Source organism: Mesorhizobium sp. B2-3-4 (assembly GCF_006442315.1).
Classification (GTDB): domain Bacteria; phylum Pseudomonadota; class Alphaproteobacteria; order Rhizobiales; family Rhizobiaceae; genus Mesorhizobium.
The window spans coordinates 139,716-159,310 of record NZ_VFVY01000003.1 but is presented as its reverse complement, the minus strand read 5'-3'; the positions used below and the strand labels follow the sequence as shown (position 1 = coordinate 159,310).

19 protein-coding genes are annotated in these 19,595 nt (G+C 63.9%); 8 read left to right on the top strand and 11 right to left on the bottom strand.

The genetic code is table 11. The annotated features are described in order from the left end of the window. Positions 1 to 139: 139 nt before the first annotated feature. The 6 genes from FJ967_RS06975 to ugpC all read left to right on the top strand — a co-directional run bounded on the left by FJ967_RS06975 (position 140) and on the right by ugpC (position 6,546). The gene (locus FJ967_RS06975; RefSeq protein WP_140730976.1) at positions 140 to 1,057 is read left to right on the top strand and encodes an AraC family transcriptional regulator; all 918 of its coding nucleotides are present in this window, start codon (positions 140 to 142) and stop codon (positions 1,055 to 1,057) included. 241 nt (positions 1,058 to 1,298) lie between these two features. Continuing rightward, positions 1,299 to 2,570, top strand: a complete 1,272-nt coding sequence (locus FJ967_RS06970; RefSeq protein ID WP_140730975.1) for an extracellular solute-binding protein — start codon at positions 1,299 to 1,301, stop codon at positions 2,568 to 2,570. Positions 2,571 to 2,716: 146 nt separating this feature from the next. Beyond that, the gene (locus tag FJ967_RS06965) at positions 2,717 to 3,583 is read left to right on the top strand and encodes a sugar ABC transporter permease (protein WP_140730974.1); all 867 of its coding nucleotides are present in this window, start codon (positions 2,717 to 2,719) and stop codon (positions 3,581 to 3,583) included. After that, complete coding sequence (locus tag FJ967_RS06960) at positions 3,580 to 4,392, top strand: carbohydrate ABC transporter permease (RefSeq protein WP_140730973.1); 813 nt, start codon at positions 3,580 to 3,582, stop codon at positions 4,390 to 4,392. Before FJ967_RS06965 ends, FJ967_RS06960 begins: the two co-directional genes overlap by 4 nt. Positions 4,393 to 4,408: 16 nt before the next feature. Beyond that, positions 4,409 to 5,455, top strand: coding sequence for an NAD(P)-dependent alcohol dehydrogenase (locus FJ967_RS06955; protein ID WP_140731146.1), 1,047 nt, complete (start codon positions 4,409 to 4,411; stop codon positions 5,453 to 5,455). Positions 5,456 to 5,457: 2 nt separating this feature from the next. Continuing rightward, positions 5,458 to 6,546: a sn-glycerol-3-phosphate ABC transporter ATP-binding protein UgpC gene (gene ugpC, locus FJ967_RS06950; protein WP_140730972.1), complete on the top strand. Its 1,089-nt coding sequence runs from the start codon at positions 5,458 to 5,460 to the stop codon at positions 6,544 to 6,546. A 13-nt stretch (positions 6,547 to 6,559) separates the two neighbouring features. On the opposite strand, the gene FJ967_RS06945 is transcribed toward ugpC, so the two are convergent. The 9 genes from FJ967_RS06945 to gcvA form a co-directional block, all read right to left on the bottom strand. After that, the gene (locus FJ967_RS06945) at positions 6,560 to 8,146 is read right to left on the bottom strand and encodes an FGGY-family carbohydrate kinase (RefSeq protein WP_140730971.1); all 1,587 of its coding nucleotides are present in this window, start codon (positions 8,144 to 8,146) and stop codon (positions 6,560 to 6,562) included. Further along, the gene (locus tag FJ967_RS06940) at positions 8,143 to 8,826 is read right to left on the bottom strand and encodes an HAD-IA family hydrolase (protein ID WP_140730970.1); all 684 of its coding nucleotides are present in this window, start codon (positions 8,824 to 8,826) and stop codon (positions 8,143 to 8,145) included. The genes FJ967_RS06945 and FJ967_RS06940 overlap by 4 nt, the downstream gene beginning before the upstream one ends. A 15-nt stretch (positions 8,827 to 8,841) precedes the next feature. Continuing rightward, positions 8,842 to 10,320 (bottom strand): mannitol dehydrogenase family protein, encoded by a 1,479-nt coding sequence (locus FJ967_RS06935; protein WP_140730969.1) that lies wholly within the window; start codon positions 10,318 to 10,320, stop codon positions 8,842 to 8,844. Positions 10,321 to 10,483: 163 nt separating this feature from the next. After that, positions 10,484 to 11,254, bottom strand: coding sequence for an L-iditol 2-dehydrogenase (locus FJ967_RS06930; RefSeq protein ID WP_140730968.1), 771 nt, complete (start codon positions 11,252 to 11,254; stop codon positions 10,484 to 10,486). Between the two features lie 10 nt (positions 11,255 to 11,264). Next, entirely contained in the window at positions 11,265 to 12,269 is a 1,005-nt protein-coding gene (locus tag FJ967_RS06925; protein WP_140730967.1) for an ABC transporter ATP-binding protein, read from the bottom strand. Between the two features lie 51 nt (positions 12,270 to 12,320). Beyond that, positions 12,321 to 13,145: a carbohydrate ABC transporter permease gene (locus FJ967_RS06920; protein ID WP_140730966.1), complete on the bottom strand. Its 825-nt coding sequence runs from the start codon at positions 13,143 to 13,145 to the stop codon at positions 12,321 to 12,323. Positions 13,146 to 13,156: 11 nt separating this feature from the next. Next, the gene (locus tag FJ967_RS06915) at positions 13,157 to 14,029 is read right to left on the bottom strand and encodes a sugar ABC transporter permease (RefSeq protein ID WP_140730965.1); all 873 of its coding nucleotides are present in this window, start codon (positions 14,027 to 14,029) and stop codon (positions 13,157 to 13,159) included. Positions 14,030 to 14,153: 124 nt separating this feature from the next. Then, complete coding sequence (locus FJ967_RS06910) at positions 14,154 to 15,464, bottom strand: sugar ABC transporter substrate-binding protein (RefSeq protein WP_140730964.1); 1,311 nt, start codon at positions 15,462 to 15,464, stop codon at positions 14,154 to 14,156. A gap of 223 nt (positions 15,465 to 15,687) precedes the next feature. After that, positions 15,688 to 16,593 carry a transcriptional regulator GcvA gene (gene gcvA, locus FJ967_RS06905; RefSeq protein ID WP_140730963.1) on the bottom strand — a complete coding sequence of 302 codons (906 nt, stop codon included), beginning with the start codon at positions 16,591 to 16,593 and terminating at the stop codon, positions 15,688 to 15,690. A gap of 111 nt (positions 16,594 to 16,704) precedes the next feature. Between gcvA and FJ967_RS06900 the strand changes: the two genes are divergently transcribed. Next, positions 16,705 to 16,890, top strand: a complete 186-nt coding sequence (locus FJ967_RS06900; RefSeq protein WP_140731145.1) for a hypothetical protein — start codon at positions 16,705 to 16,707, stop codon at positions 16,888 to 16,890. A 26-nt stretch (positions 16,891 to 16,916) separates the two neighbouring features. Here FJ967_RS06900 and FJ967_RS06895 read toward each other — a convergent pair whose 3' ends face one another. After that, positions 16,917 to 17,876, bottom strand: coding sequence for a sugar-binding transcriptional regulator (locus FJ967_RS06895; RefSeq protein WP_140730962.1), 960 nt, complete (start codon positions 17,874 to 17,876; stop codon positions 16,917 to 16,919). 240 nt (positions 17,877 to 18,116) lie between these two features. On the opposite strand from FJ967_RS06895, the gene FJ967_RS06890 reads away from it, so the two are divergent. Then, complete coding sequence (locus FJ967_RS06890; RefSeq protein ID WP_140730961.1) at positions 18,117 to 18,749, top strand: HAD family phosphatase; 633 nt, start codon at positions 18,117 to 18,119, stop codon at positions 18,747 to 18,749. Positions 18,750 to 18,752: 3 nt separating this feature from the next. On the opposite strand, the gene FJ967_RS06885 is transcribed toward FJ967_RS06890, so the two are convergent. Further along, a complete protein-coding gene (locus tag FJ967_RS06885; protein WP_140730960.1) occupies positions 18,753 to 19,520 on the bottom strand; it encodes a class II aldolase and adducin N-terminal domain-containing protein in 768 nt (255 codons plus the stop codon). Positions 19,521 to 19,595 lie beyond the last annotated feature (75 nt).

Genomic DNA, 19,595 nt, shown 5'->3' with positions numbered 1-19,595 from the left:
AAATGCGACATGAAGGCAAGGGTGGAGGCGCGTGAACAGATTGAGCCAACGCCATGTCCGGCAGCCACAGCCTCGTTCCCTTGGCGGCCGGGGGCTGCTACGGATTGGGACATCGGCACCGGCGGATGTGGGAGACAGGATGGCGTTCAGACAGCGAAAGAACCCGGCCGCGATCCCGCGCACAGTGCCTTCCTTCGAGCATATCGTCACCGAAGCGAACGACAGTTTCCTGTGGCGCCTGGACGACTATCCCTGGGAGCGCAATGTCTGGAATTTTCATCCGGAATACGAGATTCATCTGCTGAGGAAATCTTCCGGCGTCGTGCTGGTCGGCGACCATATCGGCGAGTTCGGCCCGGGCTACCTGACCATCGTCGGCGGCGGCCTGCCGCATGACTGGGTTACAGCTGTGCAGCCGGGCGACCTGATCGAGGGGCGCGACATCGTGCTGCAATTCGATGCCGGGCGCCTGCGCGGCTCGGCGGGCCTGCTGCCGGAACTGCGCGAACTGGAGCCGTTCCTGGAACGGTCGCTGCGCGGCATCGTCTTCCACGGGCGCGCGGCTCTGGAAGGCGCCGACCTGATGGAACGGATGGGCACGGTGCATGGGCTTGCCCGTCTCTGCCTGTTCCTCGAACTGGTCGACCTGCTGGCCAGGACCGACGAGTACGAGCTGTTGTCGTCGCCGGATTTCTCGCCGGTTCTCGACGCCGCCTCGCTCGATATCATCCAGCGCACGCTGACCTACCTGTTCCAGCACTTCGCCGAAGATCTCAAGCTGCCCGACATGGCCGATCTGGCCGGCATGGGCGAAAGCACCTTCTCGCGCTTCTTCCAGAAGAACACCGGCAATTCGTTCAGCGACCACCTTGCCAAGCTCAGGCTCTGGCAGGCCTGCAAGCTGCTCGCCGACACCGATGTCGCGATCACCGACATCTGTTTCCAGGTCGGCTACATGAATATCTCCAACTTCAACCGCGCCTTCCTGCGCAGGCACAAGATGACGCCGTCCTCCTACCGCAAGCTGTCGCGGCAACGGCTGGCGATGCGCGCATAAGCGTGTCCTGAATTATCGTTCCAGATCGGATCGATACTCATGTGACCGGCTCCGTGAAAGCGAGCCGGCTTTTGCGCTGCACAATGCATAAAAGTACAGGTCTGCTGCAACGAGGCTTCTAGCTTGGCCCATCGCAACTCCGCATTTTGGCGATGGGTGGCATGTCTCTCGGGCGATGGTGAGGATCGCGAAACCCGAGGACCCGAGCTTCCTGCGACATATTCCTGGAGGAGAAAAGATCATGAAACCAGTTCGGCTCGCTGCCAGCCTCGGCGCAGCTTTCGTGCTTTCCGCTACCGTTTCAACCATTGCACTGGCACAGGCACCGGTCTGCTCGGCGCCGGTCAAGGTACTGGCCCAGCCACGCGACGGCCTGACGCTTCTGGAGGATTCCAAGGCCGAGTTCGAGAAGCTCTCCGGCGCCGGCTTCAAGATCGACTATCTGAACGAGAACGACCGGCGGGCGAAGTCGCGCGCGGACGCCTCCACGGTCGGCAACTACAATGTCTACTATGTCGATGAAGCCAACGTGGCGCTGTTTGCCTCGTCGAAGTGGATCGTGCCGCTGACCGATTATTACCCGGCTGACTATGACTATGCCGACTTCGACCCGGGCCGCCAGAAGGTCGCCACCTATGACGGCAAGGTCTGGTTCGCGCCGCTGACCGGTGGCGGCGACCTGATGGTCTACCGCAAGGACGTGCTGGAGGCCGCCGGCATCCAGCCGCCCAAGACGCTGGACGAGCTGATCGCCGACGTACCGAAGCTGACCAATGCCGACAAGGGCATGTACGGCATCGCGCTGCGCGGCGCGCGTGGATCGGGCGCCAATGTCTGGCGCTGGATGCCGTTCTTCAAGGCCTATGGCGGCAAGTGGTTCGACGGCGACAAGCCGGCTTTCAACTCGGACGCGGCGGTCAAGGCAACCGAGACCTATCTGAAACTGTTCAAGGATTCCGCGCCCGGCACGCAGACCGGCAGCTGGGATGAATCGACCGGCGCCTTCCTCTCCGGCCAGGTCGCGATCCTCGTCGAATCGACGCCGCTGTCGGGCATGGCGGTCGATCCGAAGACCTCGCAGGTGGTCGGCAAGATCGGCTTCCTGCCGCCACCCTCGCCGCTTCCGGGCGGCGGCTATGGCCACGGTCTCGCCATCGCCGCGAAGGCCAATGCCGACGACGCTTCCAAGAAATGCGCCGGCCTGTTCATCGCCTGGGCAACGTCGAAGGAGAACGAGAAGCGCCGGCTCGACGCCCACCAGTTCGGCGAGTTGAACCGCACCAGCATTCTGTCCAGCAAGGAATTCGCCGACATCTACGGCGCCGACCTCGGCCAGGCACTGGCCGAAACCGGCAAGGTCACGGCGGTGAACTTCTGGCAGGATCCGCGCTGGCCCGATCTCGGCGACCGCTGGGGCATCATCCTCGAGGAACTGATTGCCGGCACACGCACCGACGTCAAGGGCAGCCTCAACGAGCTCGAGGCCTATGCCAATGAGCTGGTGAAGAAATAGGCCCTCCCTCTTGCGGCGCACGGTCCGCGGCATTCCTCGGGATGCCGGGACCTGTGCGTCGCAGGAGGGGCCTGCCTTCCCCTGAAACATCCGTGCGACGCCTCCGCCACGCACGCACATCAGAGACACAGCAAGGCCTGAGACCAATGCCTCGACGTTCATCCCTGCCGGTCACCTTTGTCGTGCCGACGCTGGTCATTCTGCTGACCCTGTCGATGGTGCCGACGCTCTACGCGATCATCATCGCCTTGCAGAACCGCGAGTTGAGCTCGACGACCTATTCCTGGGTCTGGTTCTCGAATTTTGTCGACCTGTTCTCCGATCGCCGCTTCCTCAACGCCGTCTGGGTGTCGGTGAAGTGGGAGATCGTCACCGTCGTGGCGACCATGGTGGTGGCGGTCGGGCTCGGCGTGCTGATGTTCGAGGTCGCCGGCCCGCGCCTGCGCAATCTCTACTGCCTGCTGTTCATCATTCCGGTGCTGCTGCCGCGCGTCTCGGCGGCCTTCGTGTGGAAATTCGCCTACCATCCGCTCTACGGCATCGCCACCTACCCCTATCGGCTGCTGACCGGCGGGCTGATCTTCGACCCGCTGTCCAAACCCTCGACGGCCTTGTTCGCCGTCGCCTCCGTCGATGTCTGGCAATGGGGCCTGTTCTTCGGCGTCATCGTGCTGAAGCTGCTCGAAACCTTGCCGCCGCAGCCGATCGAGGCCGCAAGGCTCGACCACGCCAAACGCTGGCAGATCCACGCCTATGTGACGCTGCCGATGCTGAAGGCGCCGCTGGTCAGCCTGATGTTCGTCAAGATGATCGAATCGCTGCGCTCCTTCGACCTCATCTATGTGATGACGCGCGGCGGACCGGGCGTGGCGACCGAGACGCTCGACATGTACGCCTTCTCGCAGGGCTTCATCGAGTCCGGCAAGGTCTCCTATGCCTCGGCCATGGCGGTGCTGATGATGATCGCCACCGTCATCACCTTCACCATGCTGTGGAAGCGGGTGCAGGCATGAGAGCGGGTCGCCTGATCGGCAGGATCGTGCTGGCTTTCGCCGGCTTCATGGCGGTGTTTCCGCTCGCCTGGACGGCGCTCAATGCGCTGAAGAACAATGTCGACATCATCACCCGCGTGCCGCGGCTGGTGTTCACGCCGACATTGGCCAATATCAACTATATCATCGGGCGCGACAGCGTGCTGACCGGGCTCTACAACTCGGTCGTAGCCTGCGGCTCGGCTGTGCTGATCGGCGTGGTGCTCGGCCTGCCGGCGGCATACGCGGTGGCGCGCTATCCCAACCGCTGGGCCGGGGACATCCAGTTCTTCGTGCTGTCGCTGCGCTTCCTGCCGCCGGTGGCGGTGGCGATCCCGCTGATGGTGATCTGGCTGCAGATCGGCCTCTACGACACCTTGCCGGCGCTGATCGTCACCTACTGCCTGCTCACCATCTCGGTGATCATGTGGCTGGCGATACCCGCCTTCCAGGCCGTTCCCAAAGAGATCGAGGAGGCGGCCTTCGTCGACGGCTACGGCGCCTATTCGGTGTTCTGGCGCATCGCGCTGCCCGTAGCCGCGCGCTCGCTGGCGGGAGCGGTTGCCTTCAGCTTCGTGCTGGTCTGGAACGAGTTCCTGATCGCGCTGATGCTGTCCAGTTCCAACGCCAAGACCTTGCCGATCGTCGCCTCCGAGCTTTCCCAGCAAGGCATGAACGTGCCGTGGGGCATTCTCAACGCCTCGGTTGTGCTCCTGTCGCTGCCGCCGCTGCTTTTCCTCGGCGTCTTGAGCGGCTTCCTGAATTCCGTTTTCCGGCAAAAGAAGACTTGAAGTGAGGCTTACCGCGATGCGCGCATTGGTGCTTGAGAAAAAAGGCGAACTGTCGCTGCGCGAGATCGCGCTGCCGCTGGACGTCGGACCCGACGACGTCAAAATCGCCATCCACACCGTCGGCGTCTGCGGCAGCGACGTGCACTACTACACCCACGGCGCCATCGGCAGCTATGTCGTGCGGGCGCCCATGGTGCTCGGGCACGAAGCCGCGGGAACCGTGGTCGAGACCGGCGCCAATGTCGAGACGTTCAAGGTCGGTGACCGTGTCTGCATGGAGCCGGGCGTGCCCAACCTGTCGTCGCGCGCGACAAAGCTCGGCATCTACAATGTCGATCCCGATGTCAGTTTCTGGGCGACGCCTCCGGTGCACGGCATTCTTGCTCCCTATGCCGTGCATCCTGCCGCCTTCACCTACAGGCTGCCCGACAATGTCTCCTTCGCCGAGGGCGCCATGGTCGAACCCTTCGCCATCGGCATGCAGGCGGCGAGCCGTGCCCGCATCGTTCCCGGCGATGTCGCCGTCGTCGTCGGTTGCGGCCCGATCGGCATCATGATCGCTCTGGCGGCGCTGGCCGGCGGCTGCTCGAAAGTGCTGATCTCCGATTTCTCCGCGCCTAAGCTCGCGATCGCCGCGGACTATGCCGGCATCGTGCCGGTCAATATCGGCGAACAGTCGCTGGTCGATGCCGTCGCAGCCGCGACCGACGATTGGGGCGCCGACATCGTCTTCGAGGCAAGCGGCAGCCCAAAGGCCTTCGCCGACCTGTTCGACGTCGTGCGGCCAGGCGGCGCGGTGGTGCTGGTCGGACTGCCGGTCGAGCCGGTGGCCCTCAACGTGCCGGCGGCGATCTCGAAGGAGGTGCGCATCGAGACGGTGTTCCGCTATGCCAATATTTTCGACCGCGCCCTGCAGCTCATCGGCTCCGGCAAGGTCGACCTCAAACCGCTGATCACCGGCACCTATGCTTTCTCCGACAGCATCAAGGCCTTCGAGCGCGCCGCCGAGGGCAATCCGCAAGACGTCAAGCTGCAGATCCTGCTTACCGGCGAAAAGGGCTGACCATGTCCGCAATCACCTGCTCCCATGTCGACAAGACCTATGGCGCCACTTCGGTCATCCGCGATCTGAACCTTGCGATCGAGGAGCACGAGTTCGTCGTGTTCCTCGGCCCGTCGGGCTGCGGCAAGTCGACCTTGCTCAGGATGCTGGCGGGACTGGAGGACATCAGCGGCGGCGAAGTGTCGATCGGCGGCAAGGTGGTCAACGACCTCGACCCAGGCGACCGCGGCATCGCCATGGTGTTCCAGAACTACGCGCTCTATCCGCACATGACGATCTTCGACAACATCGCCTTCGGGCTGCGGCGCCAGAAAGTGCCGGCGCCGGAGATCGACAAGCGGGTGCGGGCGGTGGCCGCGACATTGGGGTTGGAACCCTATCTCGGCCGTAAGCCGACCGAGCTTTCCGGCGGCCAGCAACAGCGCGTCGCCATCGCACGCGCCATGATCAAGACGCCGAAAGTGTTCCTGTTCGATGAGCCGCTGTCGAACCTCGATGCCAAATTGCGCAACCATATGCGCATCGAGATTGCGCGGCTGCACCAGTCGCTTAAGACCACCACCGTCTACGTCACCCACGACCAGTTGGAAGCGATGACGCTTGCCGACCGCATCGTGCTGCTCAAGGACGGCAAGATCGAGCAGATCGGCTCGCCAGCCGAGATCTATGAGCGCCCGGCCAACATGTTCGTCGCCGGCTTCATCGGCACGCCGAACATGAATTTCATCGACGTGGCCGTGGGTCGCAAGGACGACCGCTGGACCCTGACCGGCGCCGGCACGGTGTTTTCCATCGACGGCTCGCGCTTCGACCTGCACGGTGTGTCGCGCGCGGTGCTCGGCATTCGCCCGCCCGACCTGAAGACCGCCGGTGCCGACGCGACCGGGAATTTGTTGCAGGGCGCTGCCGACCTCATCGAATTCCATGGCAATGACGCGCTGGTGACGTTTGGGACGGGAGCCAAGGAAATCAGCGCCCTGGTTCCGACGCGGGAATGTCCGGCGCGCGGCAGCGGCATCCGCTATGCCTTCGAGGAAAGTCGCATCCATCTCTTCGACGCGGCATCCGGCGTGTCGCTGCTGCGGCCGTGACGGCCGGACAGCCTTACCTTACCGCGTCAAGCGCCTGCCGCTGGCGGTGCATTTCCAGGAAGATCCGGTAGTCGCGGTCGAAACGGGCGCCGGCGGCCTTGTTCGGTGCGCGCGTCCTGCCGCCCTGCTGCATGGCGAGACAGGCGGCGTTGAGATCGGGAAACAGCCCGGCGGCGGTGGCAGCAACCATGCCGGTGCCGAGCAGCACCGCCTCATCGGCCAGCGGCTCGACCACCGTGCAACCGGTGGCGTCGGCATAGAGCTCCATCAGGAGCGGGTTCTTGGTGTGGCCGCCAGTGACATGCAGCGTGTCGATCAGGTAGCCGTTTTCGTTCAGCGCCTCCAGCACATGGCGCACGCCGAGCGCGATGCCGACGGCGGTGCGCCAATAGAGCTTGCACAGGCTGTCGAAGGACGAATCGAGCGTCAGCCCGCTGACGACGCCGACCGCGTGCGGGTCGGCCAGCGGCGAACGGTTGCCGTGGAAATCCGGCAACACATGCAGCCTCGCGGCAAGGTTCTCGCCCTCGGCGGCGCGCAGTTCGGCGACGCGCCCGGCGATCCTGGCATGCATGGCCGCGTTCGGCTCGCCGCCGGCGCCGTGCCAGCGGATGATGTGGTCGAGCAGGGCGCCGGTCGCCGACTGGCCGCCCTCCGACAGCCATAGCTTGGGCAGAGCGGCGCCGTAATAGGGACCCCAGACCCCGGCGAAAGGTTGCGGATCGGGCGACATCGCCATGACGCAGCTCGACGTGCCGGCGATCAGCGCCAGATGCCGGCCAATATCGTGATCGTCACCGGCAAAACCGCCGAGCACGCCAAGCGCGCCGGCATAGGCATCGATGACGCCGGCGCCGACCCGGCATTTTTCGCTGAGACCAAGCTCGGCCGCCGCCTGCGCCGTCAAGGCGCCGATATCGGCGCCGACCGGGCTTGCCCTTTCGGGCAGATTGCCGTGGTCAAAAAGGTCGTCGAGGCCGACGAGTTCGAAGAAATCACGCTGCCACGCGGTTTCCTGGTGCGCCAGATAGGTCCATTTGGCGGTCAACGTGCATTGCGAGCGGGCCAAGGAACCTGTTGCCTGCCAAGTGAGGAAATCGGCCAGGTCGAATAGATAGCCGGCTTCATTCCATGTCCGGTGCAAATTGCGCTTCAGCCACATCAGCTTCGGCGTTGCCATCTCGGGCGACATGACGCCGCCGATATAATTCAGCACCTCGTGGCCACTCGCCGTGCATTCGTCGGCCTCGGCGATGGCGCGGTGGTCGAGCCAGACGATTGTGTCCCAGCGCTTCTCGGCAGTGGTCGAGACACTGAGCTGGCCGCCTTGCCTGTCGCGCACCACCAGGGAACAGGTGGCATCGAAGGAGATGCCGGCTATGTCTTCGGCGACGACGCCGGCCTTTTCGCGCGCGGCACGCACGGCGGCGCAGACGGCGGACCAGATGTCGCGCGAATCATGCTCGGCATGATCGGGCTTCGGCTGGTTCATGGCGATCGGCCGCTCGGCGCGGCCGAGCAAGGTGCCACTGGTGTCGAGAATGCCCGCGCGAGCGCTCCCGGTGCCGACATCGACCGCGCAGACAAACTGTTTCGTCAAGATGCTTTAACTCTCGCTCCCAGGCCTGCAATCAGATCGGGCAATTGCAGCATGTCAGCGAATATAAAGTCCGGTTCGGTCGACGCAAGCCGCGCTTTCAGGGCGGGGTTGCCGGCGTGCGCGCCGCCGGCGAAAGCGAAGACGCGCATGCCGGCCGCATGGGCGGCCGCGACGCCGGCCGGGCTGTCCTCGATGACCAGGCAATCGCGTGGATGCGCCCGCATGGCGGCGGCGGCGTGGAGGAAAAGGTCGGGCGCCGGTTTCCCCCTGGCCACCATGGCGGCGCTGAACAAATGCGGCTCCATCAGCGTGAGCAGGCCGGTGACGTCGAGTGCATAGCGGATGCGCTCCAGCGTACCGGAGGAAGCGACGCAGAACGGCAGGCCGAGCTTCGGCAGCATGTCCTTGACGCCCGGGATCGGCTTCAGCTCCTCGCGGAACTTTCGCATGAGGTCGACGCGCATGGCGGTGAGATGCTTGTCGCTGATCTCGAGGCCGAAGTCGCGGCCAAGGATCTCGCGCACGCTTTTCATACTCTTGCCGAGGAAATGCTCGTAGGCGGCGTCCTCGCCGATGCTGCCGCCGGCAAGTTCGATCATGCCGAGCAGCGCCGCGACGGAGAGCGCCTCGCTGTCGACCAGCACGCCGTCGCAGTCGAAGATGACCAGTTCGGGCGTCATGATGCCGACTGGCTCTCAGAGCTTGCCGGCAAGGTAGCGCGTCAGCGTGGCGCGCGTGCCATCGGCCCACAGTGTCTTGAGCGCGTGGGCGAAGGCTTCGACGAAGGGCGCGGCGCGGCCGACATCGCCATAGATGTCGTCCATGGCAAGCCAGGCGGCGGGCGCGTCCTTTGCCGCTCTTGCCGTTGCCTGCATGCGGTCCCAGCTCGGGTCGTTGGGCTCGATGACGGCGCCGCTGTCGGTCGTGCCGAAGCAGTAGCGGCACCACAAAGCCGATTCCAGCGCCAGCCCGGCGACACTTTTTCCGGCCTTCAGCCGGTCGGCGATGGTCGGGATGATGAATTTCGGCTGGCGGTTGGAGCCGTCGAGGCAGAGCCTGCGGATGGTGTCGCCGATCTTTGGATTGGAGAAGCGCTTCTCGATGAGCCGGTAATAATCCTCCAGCACCGTGTCCGGCACCGGCGGCACGGTCGGAATGATCTCGTCATGCTCGAGCTTGTCGAGGAAGCCGCGCACCAGCGGCTCCTGCATCGCCTCATGGACGAAATGGATGTCCATCAGCCCGGCCGGATAGGCGATTGTTGCATGGCCGCCATTGAGGATGCGGATCTTCATCAACTCGTAAGGCGCGACATCCCTGACAAACTGCACGCCGACCTTTTCGAGCGGCGGGCGGCCGTCGGTGAACCGGTCTTCCAGCACCCATTGCCGGAACGGCTCGCAGAACACCGGCCAATTGTCCTCGAGACCGAAATCGTCGGCGAGGATCTTGCGCTCGCGGTCGCTGGTTGCCGGCGTGATACGGTCGACCATGGCGTTTGGAAAAGCGACCTTTTCGCTGACCCAGTTCGCCAGGTCGTCGTCGATCAACCGCGCAAGGCCGATCACCCCATCCGAAGTGACATGGCCGTTATGGGGGATGTTGTCGCAGGACATCACCGTGAACGGCACGATGCCGTCCTGGCGGCGGCGCACCAGCCCGGCCAGGATGATGCCGAACACGGTTTTCGGCACCGCGCCGGCTCGCGCGTCGGCGACGATGTCGGGATGCGTCGGATTGAACACCCCGGAGGCCGGATCGATGAAATAGCCGCCTTCGGTGATGGTCAGCGAAACGATCTTGATCGCCGGATCGGCCAGCCGCTCGACGATGGCTCCGGCGTCGCCAGGCGTCAGGAAGTCGATCATCGCGCCGGTCACGCGGGCGCTCATGTGGCCTTCGTCCTGCTCGACCACCGTGGTCAACCAGTCCTGTTCCTCAAGTTTGCCGCGGCCGATCTTCTCGCTCTCGAACACGCCGGCGCCGACCAGCGCCCAGTCATGGCCGATGCCTTGACCGAAAAGGTCGTCGAGATAGACGGCCTGGTGCGAGCGGTGGAAATTGCCGACGCCGAAATGCACAATGCCGGCTTTCAGCGCCGACCGGTCATAGGTCGGACCCGCGACCTTGGCCGGCAGCTCGGAGAGGTTCGAGGAAGAGAGTTTCACGGTCATCTGCTTTACCCTTTGGCCGATTTGCAGCCCGGCTGTTTCGCCTCCTTCGGGAGGGCGAGGATGAGGGGCCGCATCTGGTGTTCCAGCATGCCGCCCCTCACCTGCCCAGGGGCGCCTTCTCCGGAGGAAAAGAGAGAAGCGCCTTCCCCCTCAACTCACCCTTTCAACTCATCCATTGGCCGCCATCGACATTGTAGGTCTGGGCGACAATGTATTCGGCCTCGTCACTGGCGAGAAACACGGCCATGCCCGCGAGATCTTGCGGCTTGCCCATGCGGCCATACGGCACGCCCTCGCCGACCAGCCTCTTCTTCTCGCCCTTCGGCCGGTTCTCGTATCTGGCGAACAGGGCGTCGACCTCGTCCCACATGTCGCTGTCGACGACGCCGGGTGCGATGCCGTTGACGTTGATGCGGTGCTTGATCAGGTCGAGCCCGGCCGACTGGGTCAGCGAGATGACAGCGGCCTTGGTGGCACAGTAGACGGCGACCAGCGGTTCCCCGCGGCGCCCGGCCTGGCTCGCCATGTTGATGATCCGGCCGCCCTTGCCCCGCGCGATCATCGACCGGGCGGCGGCCTGCAGCATGAACAACGTGCCGGCGACATTGACGGAAAACAGTTTTTCGTAGCTCGCCCGCGATATCTCCACGATCGGCGCCAGGTCGAACAGAGCGGCGTTGTTGATCAGGATATCGAGGCCGCCGGTCCTGTCCTCCACCGCTTTCACCGCGGCGTCGATGGAGGCCTGGTTGGTGACGTCGAGTTTGACGGCATAGGCATGGTCGCCGATCTCGGCGGCCGTCTTTTGCGCGGCGTCGAGATTGATGTCGGCGATCGCCACGGTGGCTCCCTCACGTACATAGGCTTCGGCGAAGGCCCTGCCGATGCCGCGCGCCGAGCCGGTGATGAGCGCCGATTTGCCTTGCAGCCTCACTGTCCCATCCTCACTGAGACATCGCTTTTCCGTCGGGGCCGAAGCGGTGCAGCTTGGCCTTGTCGGGGGTGAGATAGATGGTGTCGCCATGACGGACGGCGAGCTCGCCGTCGGCGCGCACCGTCAGCGGGCCGACGCCATCGGCCTGGACGTGCAGGAAGGTATCGGATCCGAGATGCTCGGCCACGCCGACGGTGGCTTTCCAGTCGCCCGCCGTGGTCGAAATCTGCATATGCTCGGGCCGGATGCCGATGGTCTTGGCGCCATATTTGTCAGCCGGCGCACCCTCGATCAGGTTCATCTTGGGTGAGCCGATGAAGCCGGCGACGAACAGGTTGCGCGGCGAACGGTAGAGCTCCATCGGCGAGCCGACCTGCTCGATGTTGCCGGCGTTCAAGACGACGATCTTGTCGGCCATGGTCATGGCTTCGACCTGGTCGTGGGTAACGTAGATCATCGTCGTCTTGAGCTGGTGATGCAGTTCGCTGATCTCCAGCCGCATGGTGCCGCGCAAGGCCGCATCGAGGTTGGACAGCGGTTCGTCGAACAGGAAGGCCGAGGGCTGGCGCACGATGGCTCGGCCGATGGCGACGCGCTGGCGCTGGCCGCCGGAGAGCTGGCCCGGACGGCGTTCGAGATAGTTGGTGAGGTTGAGGACGCGGGCGGCGTCCTTCACCTTCCTGTCGATGGTCGCCTGGTCCTCGCCCGCCATCTTCAGCGGGAAGGCGATGTTCTTGGCCACCGTCATATGCGGGTAGAGCGCGTAGGACTGGAACACCATGGCCAGCTTGCGCTTGGCGGGCGCCTCGCCGGTGACGTCACGCCCGTCGATGTTGATGGTGCCGCCGCTGGTGTCCTCAAGCCCGGCGATCAGCCTGAGCAGTGTGGACTTGCCGCAACCGGACGGACCGACGAAGACAACGAACTCGCCATTCTCGATCACCAGGTCGAGGCCGGGGATGATGGACGTCGAGCCAAAGGATTTGGAGACGTTCTTGAGCGTGATGTTTCCCATGGTTTCCTCCCCGAGGGTTCTTTTTCGCCGATTGCTGCAGGCAAACGTCCGTTACTTCACCGCGCCGAACGTCAAGCCGCGCACCAGCTGCTTCTGGCTGAACCAGCCCATGATCAGGATCGGGGCGATAGCCAGCGTCGAGGCTGCCGAGAGCTTGGCCCAGAACAGGCCTTGCGGGCTGGAGAAGGAGCTGATGAAAGCGGTGAGCGGCGCGGCGTCCGTGGTGGTCAGGCGGATCGTCCAGAACGCCTCGTTCCAGGCCAGGATGATGTTCAGGAGCATCGTCGAGGCAATGCCCGGGACCGCCATCGGGGTCAGCACATAGATGATCTCGTTCCACAGCGAGGCGCCATCCATGCGCGCCGCCTCCAGGATCTCGCCGGGGATCTCGCGGAAATAGGTGTAGAGCATCCACACCACGATCGGCAGGTTGATCAGCATCAGCATGACCATCAGGCCGATGCGGCTATCGAGCAGGCCGAGATTGCGGAAGATCAGGTAGATCGGGAACAGCACCGCGACCGCCGGCATCATCTTGGTGGACAGCATCCACATCAGGATGTCCTTGGTCCGCTTGGTCGGCGAGAAGGCCATCGACCATGCCGCCGGGATGGCGACCAGCAGGGCCAGGATGGTCGAGCCGACCGAGAGGATGACCGAGTTCAGGAAGAACTTGAAATAGCCGCTCTGCGCCTGGACCTCGGCATAGCTCTCGAAGGTTCCAGACGGGATCAGGTTGAAGCCCTGGATCGCCTCCTGTTCCGACTTGAACGAGGTGATGATCGTATAGAGGATCGGAAAGAAGATCAGCAGGGCGACGATCCAGGCGGCGACGGTCGCGATCGTCTTGTGCTGGGTGGTGACAGAGCGTGCCATCTTGTCCTCCCTTACTTGTCCAGGTTCTTGCCGACGGCGCGCATGGCGAAGAAGGCGACGATGTTGGCCAGGATGACGGCGATCACACCGCCCGCTGATGCCTGGCCGATTTTGAATTCCAGCAACGCCTTCTGGTAGACGAGGAAAGGCAGGTTGGTGGAGGCGTAGCCGGGGCCGCCATTGGTGGTGACCAGGATCTCGGCATAGACCGAAAGCAGGAAGATGGTCTGGATCAGGATGACCACGGTGATGGCGCGCGACATGTGCGGCAGTGTCAGATAGATGAAGCGGCTGATGAAGCCGGCGCCGTCCATCTCGGCGGCTTCCTTCTGTTCGCCGTCGAGCGATTGCAGCGCCGTCAGCAGGATCAGCGTGGCGAAAGGCAGCCACTGCCAGGCGACGATGATGATGATGGCGGTGAGCGGATATTGCCCGAACCAGTCGATGGGCTGCAGGCCGAAGAAGCGCGCAATGTCGGCGAAGACACCGTATTGCGGGTGCATGATCATGTTCTTCCACACCAGCGCGGCCACCGGCGGCATGACGAAGAACGGCGAGATCACCAGGATGCGCACGATCCCCTGTCCCCACATCGGCTGGTCGATCAGGAGCGCCAGCAGGATGCCGCCGACCACGGTGATGACGAGCACGCTGACGACAATGGTGAGCGTGTTGAGGATCGAATAGAGGAAGGCCGGATTGGAGTAGAACAGAGCGTAATTGGAGAAGCCGACGAACCCGTCGCGGATCGGATTGAGCGGGTTGTACTGCTGGAAGGAGAACCACAGCGTGAGCGCCAGCGGCACAACCATCCAGACCAGCAGCAGCACCACGGAAGGCGCCATCATGAATCGGGCAAGCGAACGGGTCTGCTGAGTAGCCATGACGGTCACCCTTCAAGGATCAGGCTGAATTTTCACAGGCTCTGGAAAGGCGGCCGCCCGAACTGGGTTTCGGGCGGCCGTTGCCGGTCGAGGAGGTGACCGGCATTCGGCACCGGGAGGAGCCTTACTTGATGTAGCCGCCCTCGGTCATCGCCGCGGTCGCGGCATCCTGGGCCTGCTTCAGCGCATCGTCGACGCTCGACTGTCCGGCGAGGGCCGCCGAGAACAGCTGGCCGACGGTGGTGCCGAGGCCCTGGAACTCAGGGATGGCTACGAATTGAACGCCGACATAGGGCACGGGCTTGACGGTGGGGTGCGTCGGATCGGCGGCGTTGATGGAGTCCAGCGTCATCTTGGCGAACGGAGCCGCCTTCTGGTATTCGGCATTGGCGTAGAGCGAGGAACGTGTGCCCGGAGGCACGTTGGCCCAGCCTTCCTTGGACGCCACCAGCTCAGCGTAGTGCTTGCTGGTTGCCCAGGAGACGAACTTCTCCGCGGCGTCGGCCTTCTTCGTGCCGGCCGGGATGGCCAGCGACCACGCCCACAGCCAGTTGCCGCGCTTACCCAGCCCGTTGTCCGGCGCCAGCGCATAGCCGACCTTGTCGGCGACCGTCGAGTTCTTCGGGTCGGAGACGAAGGAAGCGGCGACGGTGGCGTCGATCCACATGCCGCACTTGCCCTGCTGGAAAAGCGCCAGGTTCTCGTTGAAGCCGTTGGACGATGCGCCCTCGGGGCCGTCGGCCTTCATCAGGTCGACATAGAACTGCAGCGTGTTCTTCCATTCGGGCTGGTCGAACTGCGGCTTCCAGTTCTCGTCGAACCAGCGGGCGCCGAAGGAGTTCGACATGGCGGTCAGGAAGGCCATGTTCTCGCCCCAGCCGGCCTTGCCGCGCAGGCAGACGCCGTTCACGCCATTGGCGCGGTCGGTCATCTTGTCGGCGGCCTGCTTGATGAAGTCCCAGGTCGGCGCGTCGGGCATCTTGAGGCCGGCTTTTTCCATCAGGTCCTTGCGGTACATGACGAAGGAGCTTTCGCCGTAGAAGGGCGCGGCGTAGAGCTTGCCGTCGACCGAGAGGCCACCGGCAATGGCCGGGATGATGTCCTTGGCGTCATAGTCGTCGCCGAGCTTGTCGAGCGGCAGGAGCCAGCTCTGCTTGGCCCAGATCGGAACCTCATAGGTGCCGATGGTCATCACGTCGTACTGGCCGCCCTTGGTGGCGATGTCGGTGGTAACGCGCTCGCGCAGCACGTTTTCCTCGAGCGTCACCCAGTTGAGCTGGATGTCGGGATTGGCCTTGGTGAAGTCGTCGGTCAGCTTCTGCATGCGGACCATATCGCCATTGTTGACGGTGGCGATGGTGATGGATTCGGCGTGAGCCGCGAAAGCCAGCGCGCTGGCCGAGCACAAGCCCAGGATGAGCGTACGAAGTTTCATCAAATTCCTCCCATGGACCAAGATGAGCATTTGCCTTGGCTGTGGGCAATTACTCACTAAGTATGAATTATGTCAAGCCGGATTCGATGCTGCAGCGCAGCACGCGGCCGGCGAATGGCGAGGCAGGGTTGGCGACGGCACTAGGATTGCCGCCGCCTGGAGTCCGGGCGGCGGGTCTAAGATTTCCCTGGGATGTCGGCTCTTGCCCGGCTTGCTGGCCTGGTCAGCAGGCGATTTCGGCCAGCAGCCAGTCGCGGAAGGCGCGGATCTTGGGCACGTTGCGGCGCGCCTCGGGATAGACCAGCCAATAGGCGTGACCGTCGTCACCGACAAGGTCGAAGGGCTGGACCAGGCGACCGTCGGCCAGTTCGGCCTTGAACAGCGCCCGGGTCAGGATCGCTACGCCATGGCCCGATATGGCGGCGTTGGCTTCATAGGCTTGCGCGCCCATGCTGCTGCCGGGCCGCTTGGCAAGGTCATGGCTGTGCACGCCGGCCGCCTCGAACCATTGCGTCCACCAGATATCGCTGGGATCGAGGATCGGCAGCTTGAGCAGATCGGCCGGTTCTTTGACGCCGCCGATGCTGGCCGCCAGCTTCGGGCTAAGCATCGGCGTGAAATCGGCATCGAGTAGCTTGTAGGCTTCAAGCCCCGGCCATTTGCCGCCGCCCGAGCGGATGGCGAGGTCGACATCCTCGCGGGCGAAATCGGTCAGCCGGCTCGATGTCTCGAGCCGCACGGCAAGCGATGGATGCGCGATCTGGAACGCCCCCAGATGATGCGCCAGCCAGTTGGAGGCGAAGGTCAGCACCGTGGTGACGCACAGCAACCCGTCCGCGCCGCCGCGCGCGGCGGCATAGGCCTGGCCGAGAATGGCGAAGGCTTCGCTGACAGCCGGCGCCAAGCGTTGGCCCGCTTCGGTCAATTCGATCTGGCGAGGCCGGCGCAGGAACAGCGGAGCACCGATGCGCTCCTCCAGCACCTTGATCTGATAGCTGACCGCCGCTTGCGTCATGGCCAGTTCGCCGGCGGCCTTGGTGAAGGAAAGTTGCCGGGCCACCGCCTCGAACACCCGTATCGCCTGCAACGGAGGCAGTTGCGAAACCTGCGGCGCGCTGAGGTCAGGCATAAAGCCTCCTTATGGGTCGTTATCGACGTTCAATTGGCAAAGGCGGCCGGCAAGACCGACATTCATCCTCAACCCGTCATTCGGGTTTCAGGATAGCGAAGGTTGACGATCATGACCATGACGCAGCAAAAATGCACTCCCGCCCCCGATCACCGCTGGATTTCGTGGCTTGTGAACGGATTCGGCTGGTTCGCGACCAGGAGGAAGGCGCATCTCGACATCCGGGACCTGTCGCCGCATCTGCAGCGCGATCTCGGTTTCCTCGATGGCAACGACCCTTTCGGCCGGCACGGATAGGCTTGTCGGCTTTTATCGCAAAATGGTCATAGGCCGGCCAACAGGGATGCCGCCGTGCGCTCGTCGGTGATGAGCCCGTTGACCAGCCGCCGGTTGACGGCGGCCAGGATGCCGGGCAGCTTGCGCTCGCCCATCGCAAGCGCGATGACCAGCGACCTCTCGCGTGACGGCAGCGACGCCGATGACACACGATCATTGGTGATGCCTTCGATCATGCGGCCTCCACGATCGAAAACCCAGCCGACGATTTCGGCAACGCCGCCGGCTTTCTGCAGGGCTTTCAGCTCGGTTTCCGAAATGAAGCCGTCCTCGTAGAGCGGCGCCTTCGGGCCAAGGTCGCCGATGCCGATGAAGGTGACATCGGCTTCCGCGGCAAGGGCCAGCGTCGGCTGGATCATCGGCTGGTTGAGCAGCATCTCACGCTCCTGCGGCGAGGAGGCGATGACCGGCAGCGGCATCGGGAAGGAGCGCGCCTTGACCCGGTCGGCCATGGTGAAGATGACGTTGTAGAAGGCGGCCGAACCGTCAGGCGAGATGTTGCCGGTCAAGGACACCACCTTGTGCTGCGGGCATTCCATCGGCGGCAATTGTTCGATCGCCGCCTTCAGCGTGCGTCCGGTGCCGATGCCCATGACAATCGGCGTCGGTGAGCGCAGCCGCCGTTCGATCTCGGCGGCCGCCGCCTCGGCAATGCCGATGGTGGTGGAGGAGGAGTTGGGATCGCTCGGCACCACCTCGACCAGATCGAGCGCGAAGCGCGATTTCAGCCGCGCGGCGAGGTCCAGGCAGTTGGCGATCGGATGATCGACGCGGACCTTGATCAGGCCTTCCGACACCGCCAGGGACACCAGCCGCTGCGCGGTCTGCCTTGAGATGCCGAGCGTGGCAGCGATCTGATCCTGTGTGTTGCCGGCAACATAATAGAGCCAGCCGGCGCGCGCCGCGTCGTCCAGCCTGTTGCTGCCGCCATCCTGCCGGCTATTCACGTCCTGCCTCCCGAGACCGCGATGATAAGCGGTTCTGCTAGTTTCGCAGGGAACCGCCTTGTGCGCAATTGTCAATCGCAGGAGCAATTGTTTGCGCCGCACAGTGAAGGTTTCCCCACGGACAATGTTGCCTGAAGCGGGCAGCGGTCCGTTGGATACCCAACCGGAGCGACGTTCTTGGGCGCCGACGGTTTATCTCCTGGCGCAAACCCTTTAAGGGATCGCAAAAAGGAGCGCTGCATGACACCGAAGGCGGTTTTCTGGGACATGGACGGCACGCTTGTCGACAGCGAACCGCTGCACGAGGCGGCGCTCATTGCAGCGATGCGCAATGTCGGCCTGACCCCGCCCGATGATTTGCACGAACGCGTGCTCGGCGTCGCCGCCTGGCCGGTCTATGAGATGATGCGTGACGAGTTCGGGCTCGACATGGGTTTCGACGACTGGATCATGCGCAAATACGAGCACTATCTGCCGCTGGTCGAGGGGCTTCAGCCCCGTCCCGGCGCGATCGAGGTCTTCAACGAATTGCGCGCGCTGGGCGTGCAGCAGGCGGTGGTTTCCAACTCCGACCGGATGATCGTCGAGGCCAATCTGCGCATGGTCGGGCTGACCTATCCGGGCATGAAGACGATCAGCCGCAACGATGTGCGCGAAGGCAAGCCGCACGCCGAACCGTTCCTGCGCGCCGCCTATCTCGCCGAAGTCGATCCGAGCCAGGCGATAGCCGTCGACGACAGCTGGCCTGGCGCCATGGCGGGACTTGCGGCGGGCATGAAGACGATTTTCTGGCCGGAGAAGCCGATGGAAGGCCCGCCCGGCGCCATCGTCATCAACAGCGCCGCGGAATTGCGGACCCAGGTCGGACTATAAGCCTCAGTTCCGGTAGACCGGCTCTTCCTCGTCGAGGATCGCCTTCAATTCGGCGAGATGACGCTCGGCCTGGCCGGGATAGTCGTCCATCTCGGCGGCCGTCTTTTCCGCGATCGCGTCGGACAGCGTGCGCAGCGGCCGCCCGGTCCACAGCGCCTTGATGTAGGTCTCGGCGGCGCGCTCGAAGTAGAACATGCGGTTGAAGGCGTCGGCCACCGTGTCGCCGATCACCATCACGCCGTGATTGCCCATCACCATCACCTTGACCTTGAGATCGGTCAGCAGTTGCGAGCAGCGCTCGCCCTCTTCCTCGAAGGCCAGCCCGCCATAATGCGCATCGACGACATGGCGGTTGAAGAACATCGCCGAATTCTGGTCGATCGGCGGCAGGGTCGAGTCGGCCAGCGAGGCCAGCACCGTGGCGTGGATGGAATGGACATGCATGACGCAGCGCGCATGCGGCACGTTGCGATGGATGGCGCCATGCAGGCCCCAAGCCGTCGGGTCGGGCGCGTTGGGGCCAGACAATGTCTCGGGATCGTTGGCGTTGATCAGCAGCAGGTCGCTTGCCTTGATGCGCGAGAAATGCACCTGGTTCGGGTTCATCAGGAATTTGGTGCCATCCTCGTTGACGGACAGCGAGAAATGATTGGCCACCGCCTCATGCATGTTGAGCCGCGCCGTCCAGCGGAAAGCGGCGGCGAGATCGACGCGCTCTTCGTAGAACGGCAGGTTGCTCAGCGGCTCCTTGTGCAGGCGGGCGATGCTCATCGAAAATCCTCCGGTTTTGACCAGAATGCCGCGACCGACGGCGGCCCGCAACGGGTTTCGGTTGGTGCAGGAGAG

Excerpts from the sequence above, each read along its gene's own strand:
- FJ967_RS06975 (WP_140730976.1), top strand. The coding sequence starts at position 140 with ATGGCGTTCAGACAGCGAAAGAACCCGGCCGCGATCCCGCGCACAGTG.
- FJ967_RS06970 (WP_140730975.1), top strand. The coding sequence starts at position 1,299 with ATGAAACCAGTTCGGCTCGCTGCCAGCCTCGGCGCAGCTTTCGTGCTT.
- FJ967_RS06965 (WP_140730974.1), top strand. The coding sequence starts at position 2,717 with ATGCCTCGACGTTCATCCCTGCCGGTCACCTTTGTCGTGCCGACGCTG.
- FJ967_RS06960 (WP_140730973.1), top strand. The coding sequence starts at position 3,580 with ATGAGAGCGGGTCGCCTGATCGGCAGGATCGTGCTGGCTTTCGCCGGC.
- FJ967_RS06955 (WP_140731146.1), top strand. The coding sequence starts at position 4,409 with ATGCGCGCATTGGTGCTTGAGAAAAAAGGCGAACTGTCGCTGCGCGAG.
- ugpC (WP_140730972.1), top strand. The coding sequence starts at position 5,458 with ATGTCCGCAATCACCTGCTCCCATGTCGACAAGACCTATGGCGCCACT.
- FJ967_RS06940 (WP_140730970.1), bottom strand. The coding sequence starts at position 8,826 with ATGACGCCCGAACTGGTCATCTTCGACTGCGACGGCGTGCTGGTCGAC.
- FJ967_RS06935 (WP_140730969.1), bottom strand. The coding sequence starts at position 10,320 with ATGACCGTGAAACTCTCTTCCTCGAACCTCTCCGAGCTGCCGGCCAAG.
- FJ967_RS06925 (WP_140730967.1), bottom strand. The coding sequence starts at position 12,269 with ATGGGAAACATCACGCTCAAGAACGTCTCCAAATCCTTTGGCTCGACG.
- FJ967_RS06920 (WP_140730966.1), bottom strand. The coding sequence starts at position 13,145 with ATGGCACGCTCTGTCACCACCCAGCACAAGACGATCGCGACCGTCGCC.
- FJ967_RS06915 (WP_140730965.1), bottom strand. The coding sequence starts at position 14,029 with ATGGCTACTCAGCAGACCCGTTCGCTTGCCCGATTCATGATGGCGCCT.
- FJ967_RS06910 (WP_140730964.1), bottom strand. The coding sequence starts at position 15,464 with ATGAAACTTCGTACGCTCATCCTGGGCTTGTGCTCGGCCAGCGCGCTG.
- gcvA (WP_140730963.1), bottom strand. The coding sequence starts at position 16,593 with ATGCCTGACCTCAGCGCGCCGCAGGTTTCGCAACTGCCTCCGTTGCAG.
- FJ967_RS06900 (WP_140731145.1), top strand. The coding sequence starts at position 16,705 with ATGACCATGACGCAGCAAAAATGCACTCCCGCCCCCGATCACCGCTGG.
- FJ967_RS06890 (WP_140730961.1), top strand. The coding sequence starts at position 18,117 with ATGACACCGAAGGCGGTTTTCTGGGACATGGACGGCACGCTTGTCGAC.
- FJ967_RS06885 (WP_140730960.1), bottom strand. The coding sequence starts at position 19,520 with ATGAGCATCGCCCGCCTGCACAAGGAGCCGCTGAGCAACCTGCCGTTC.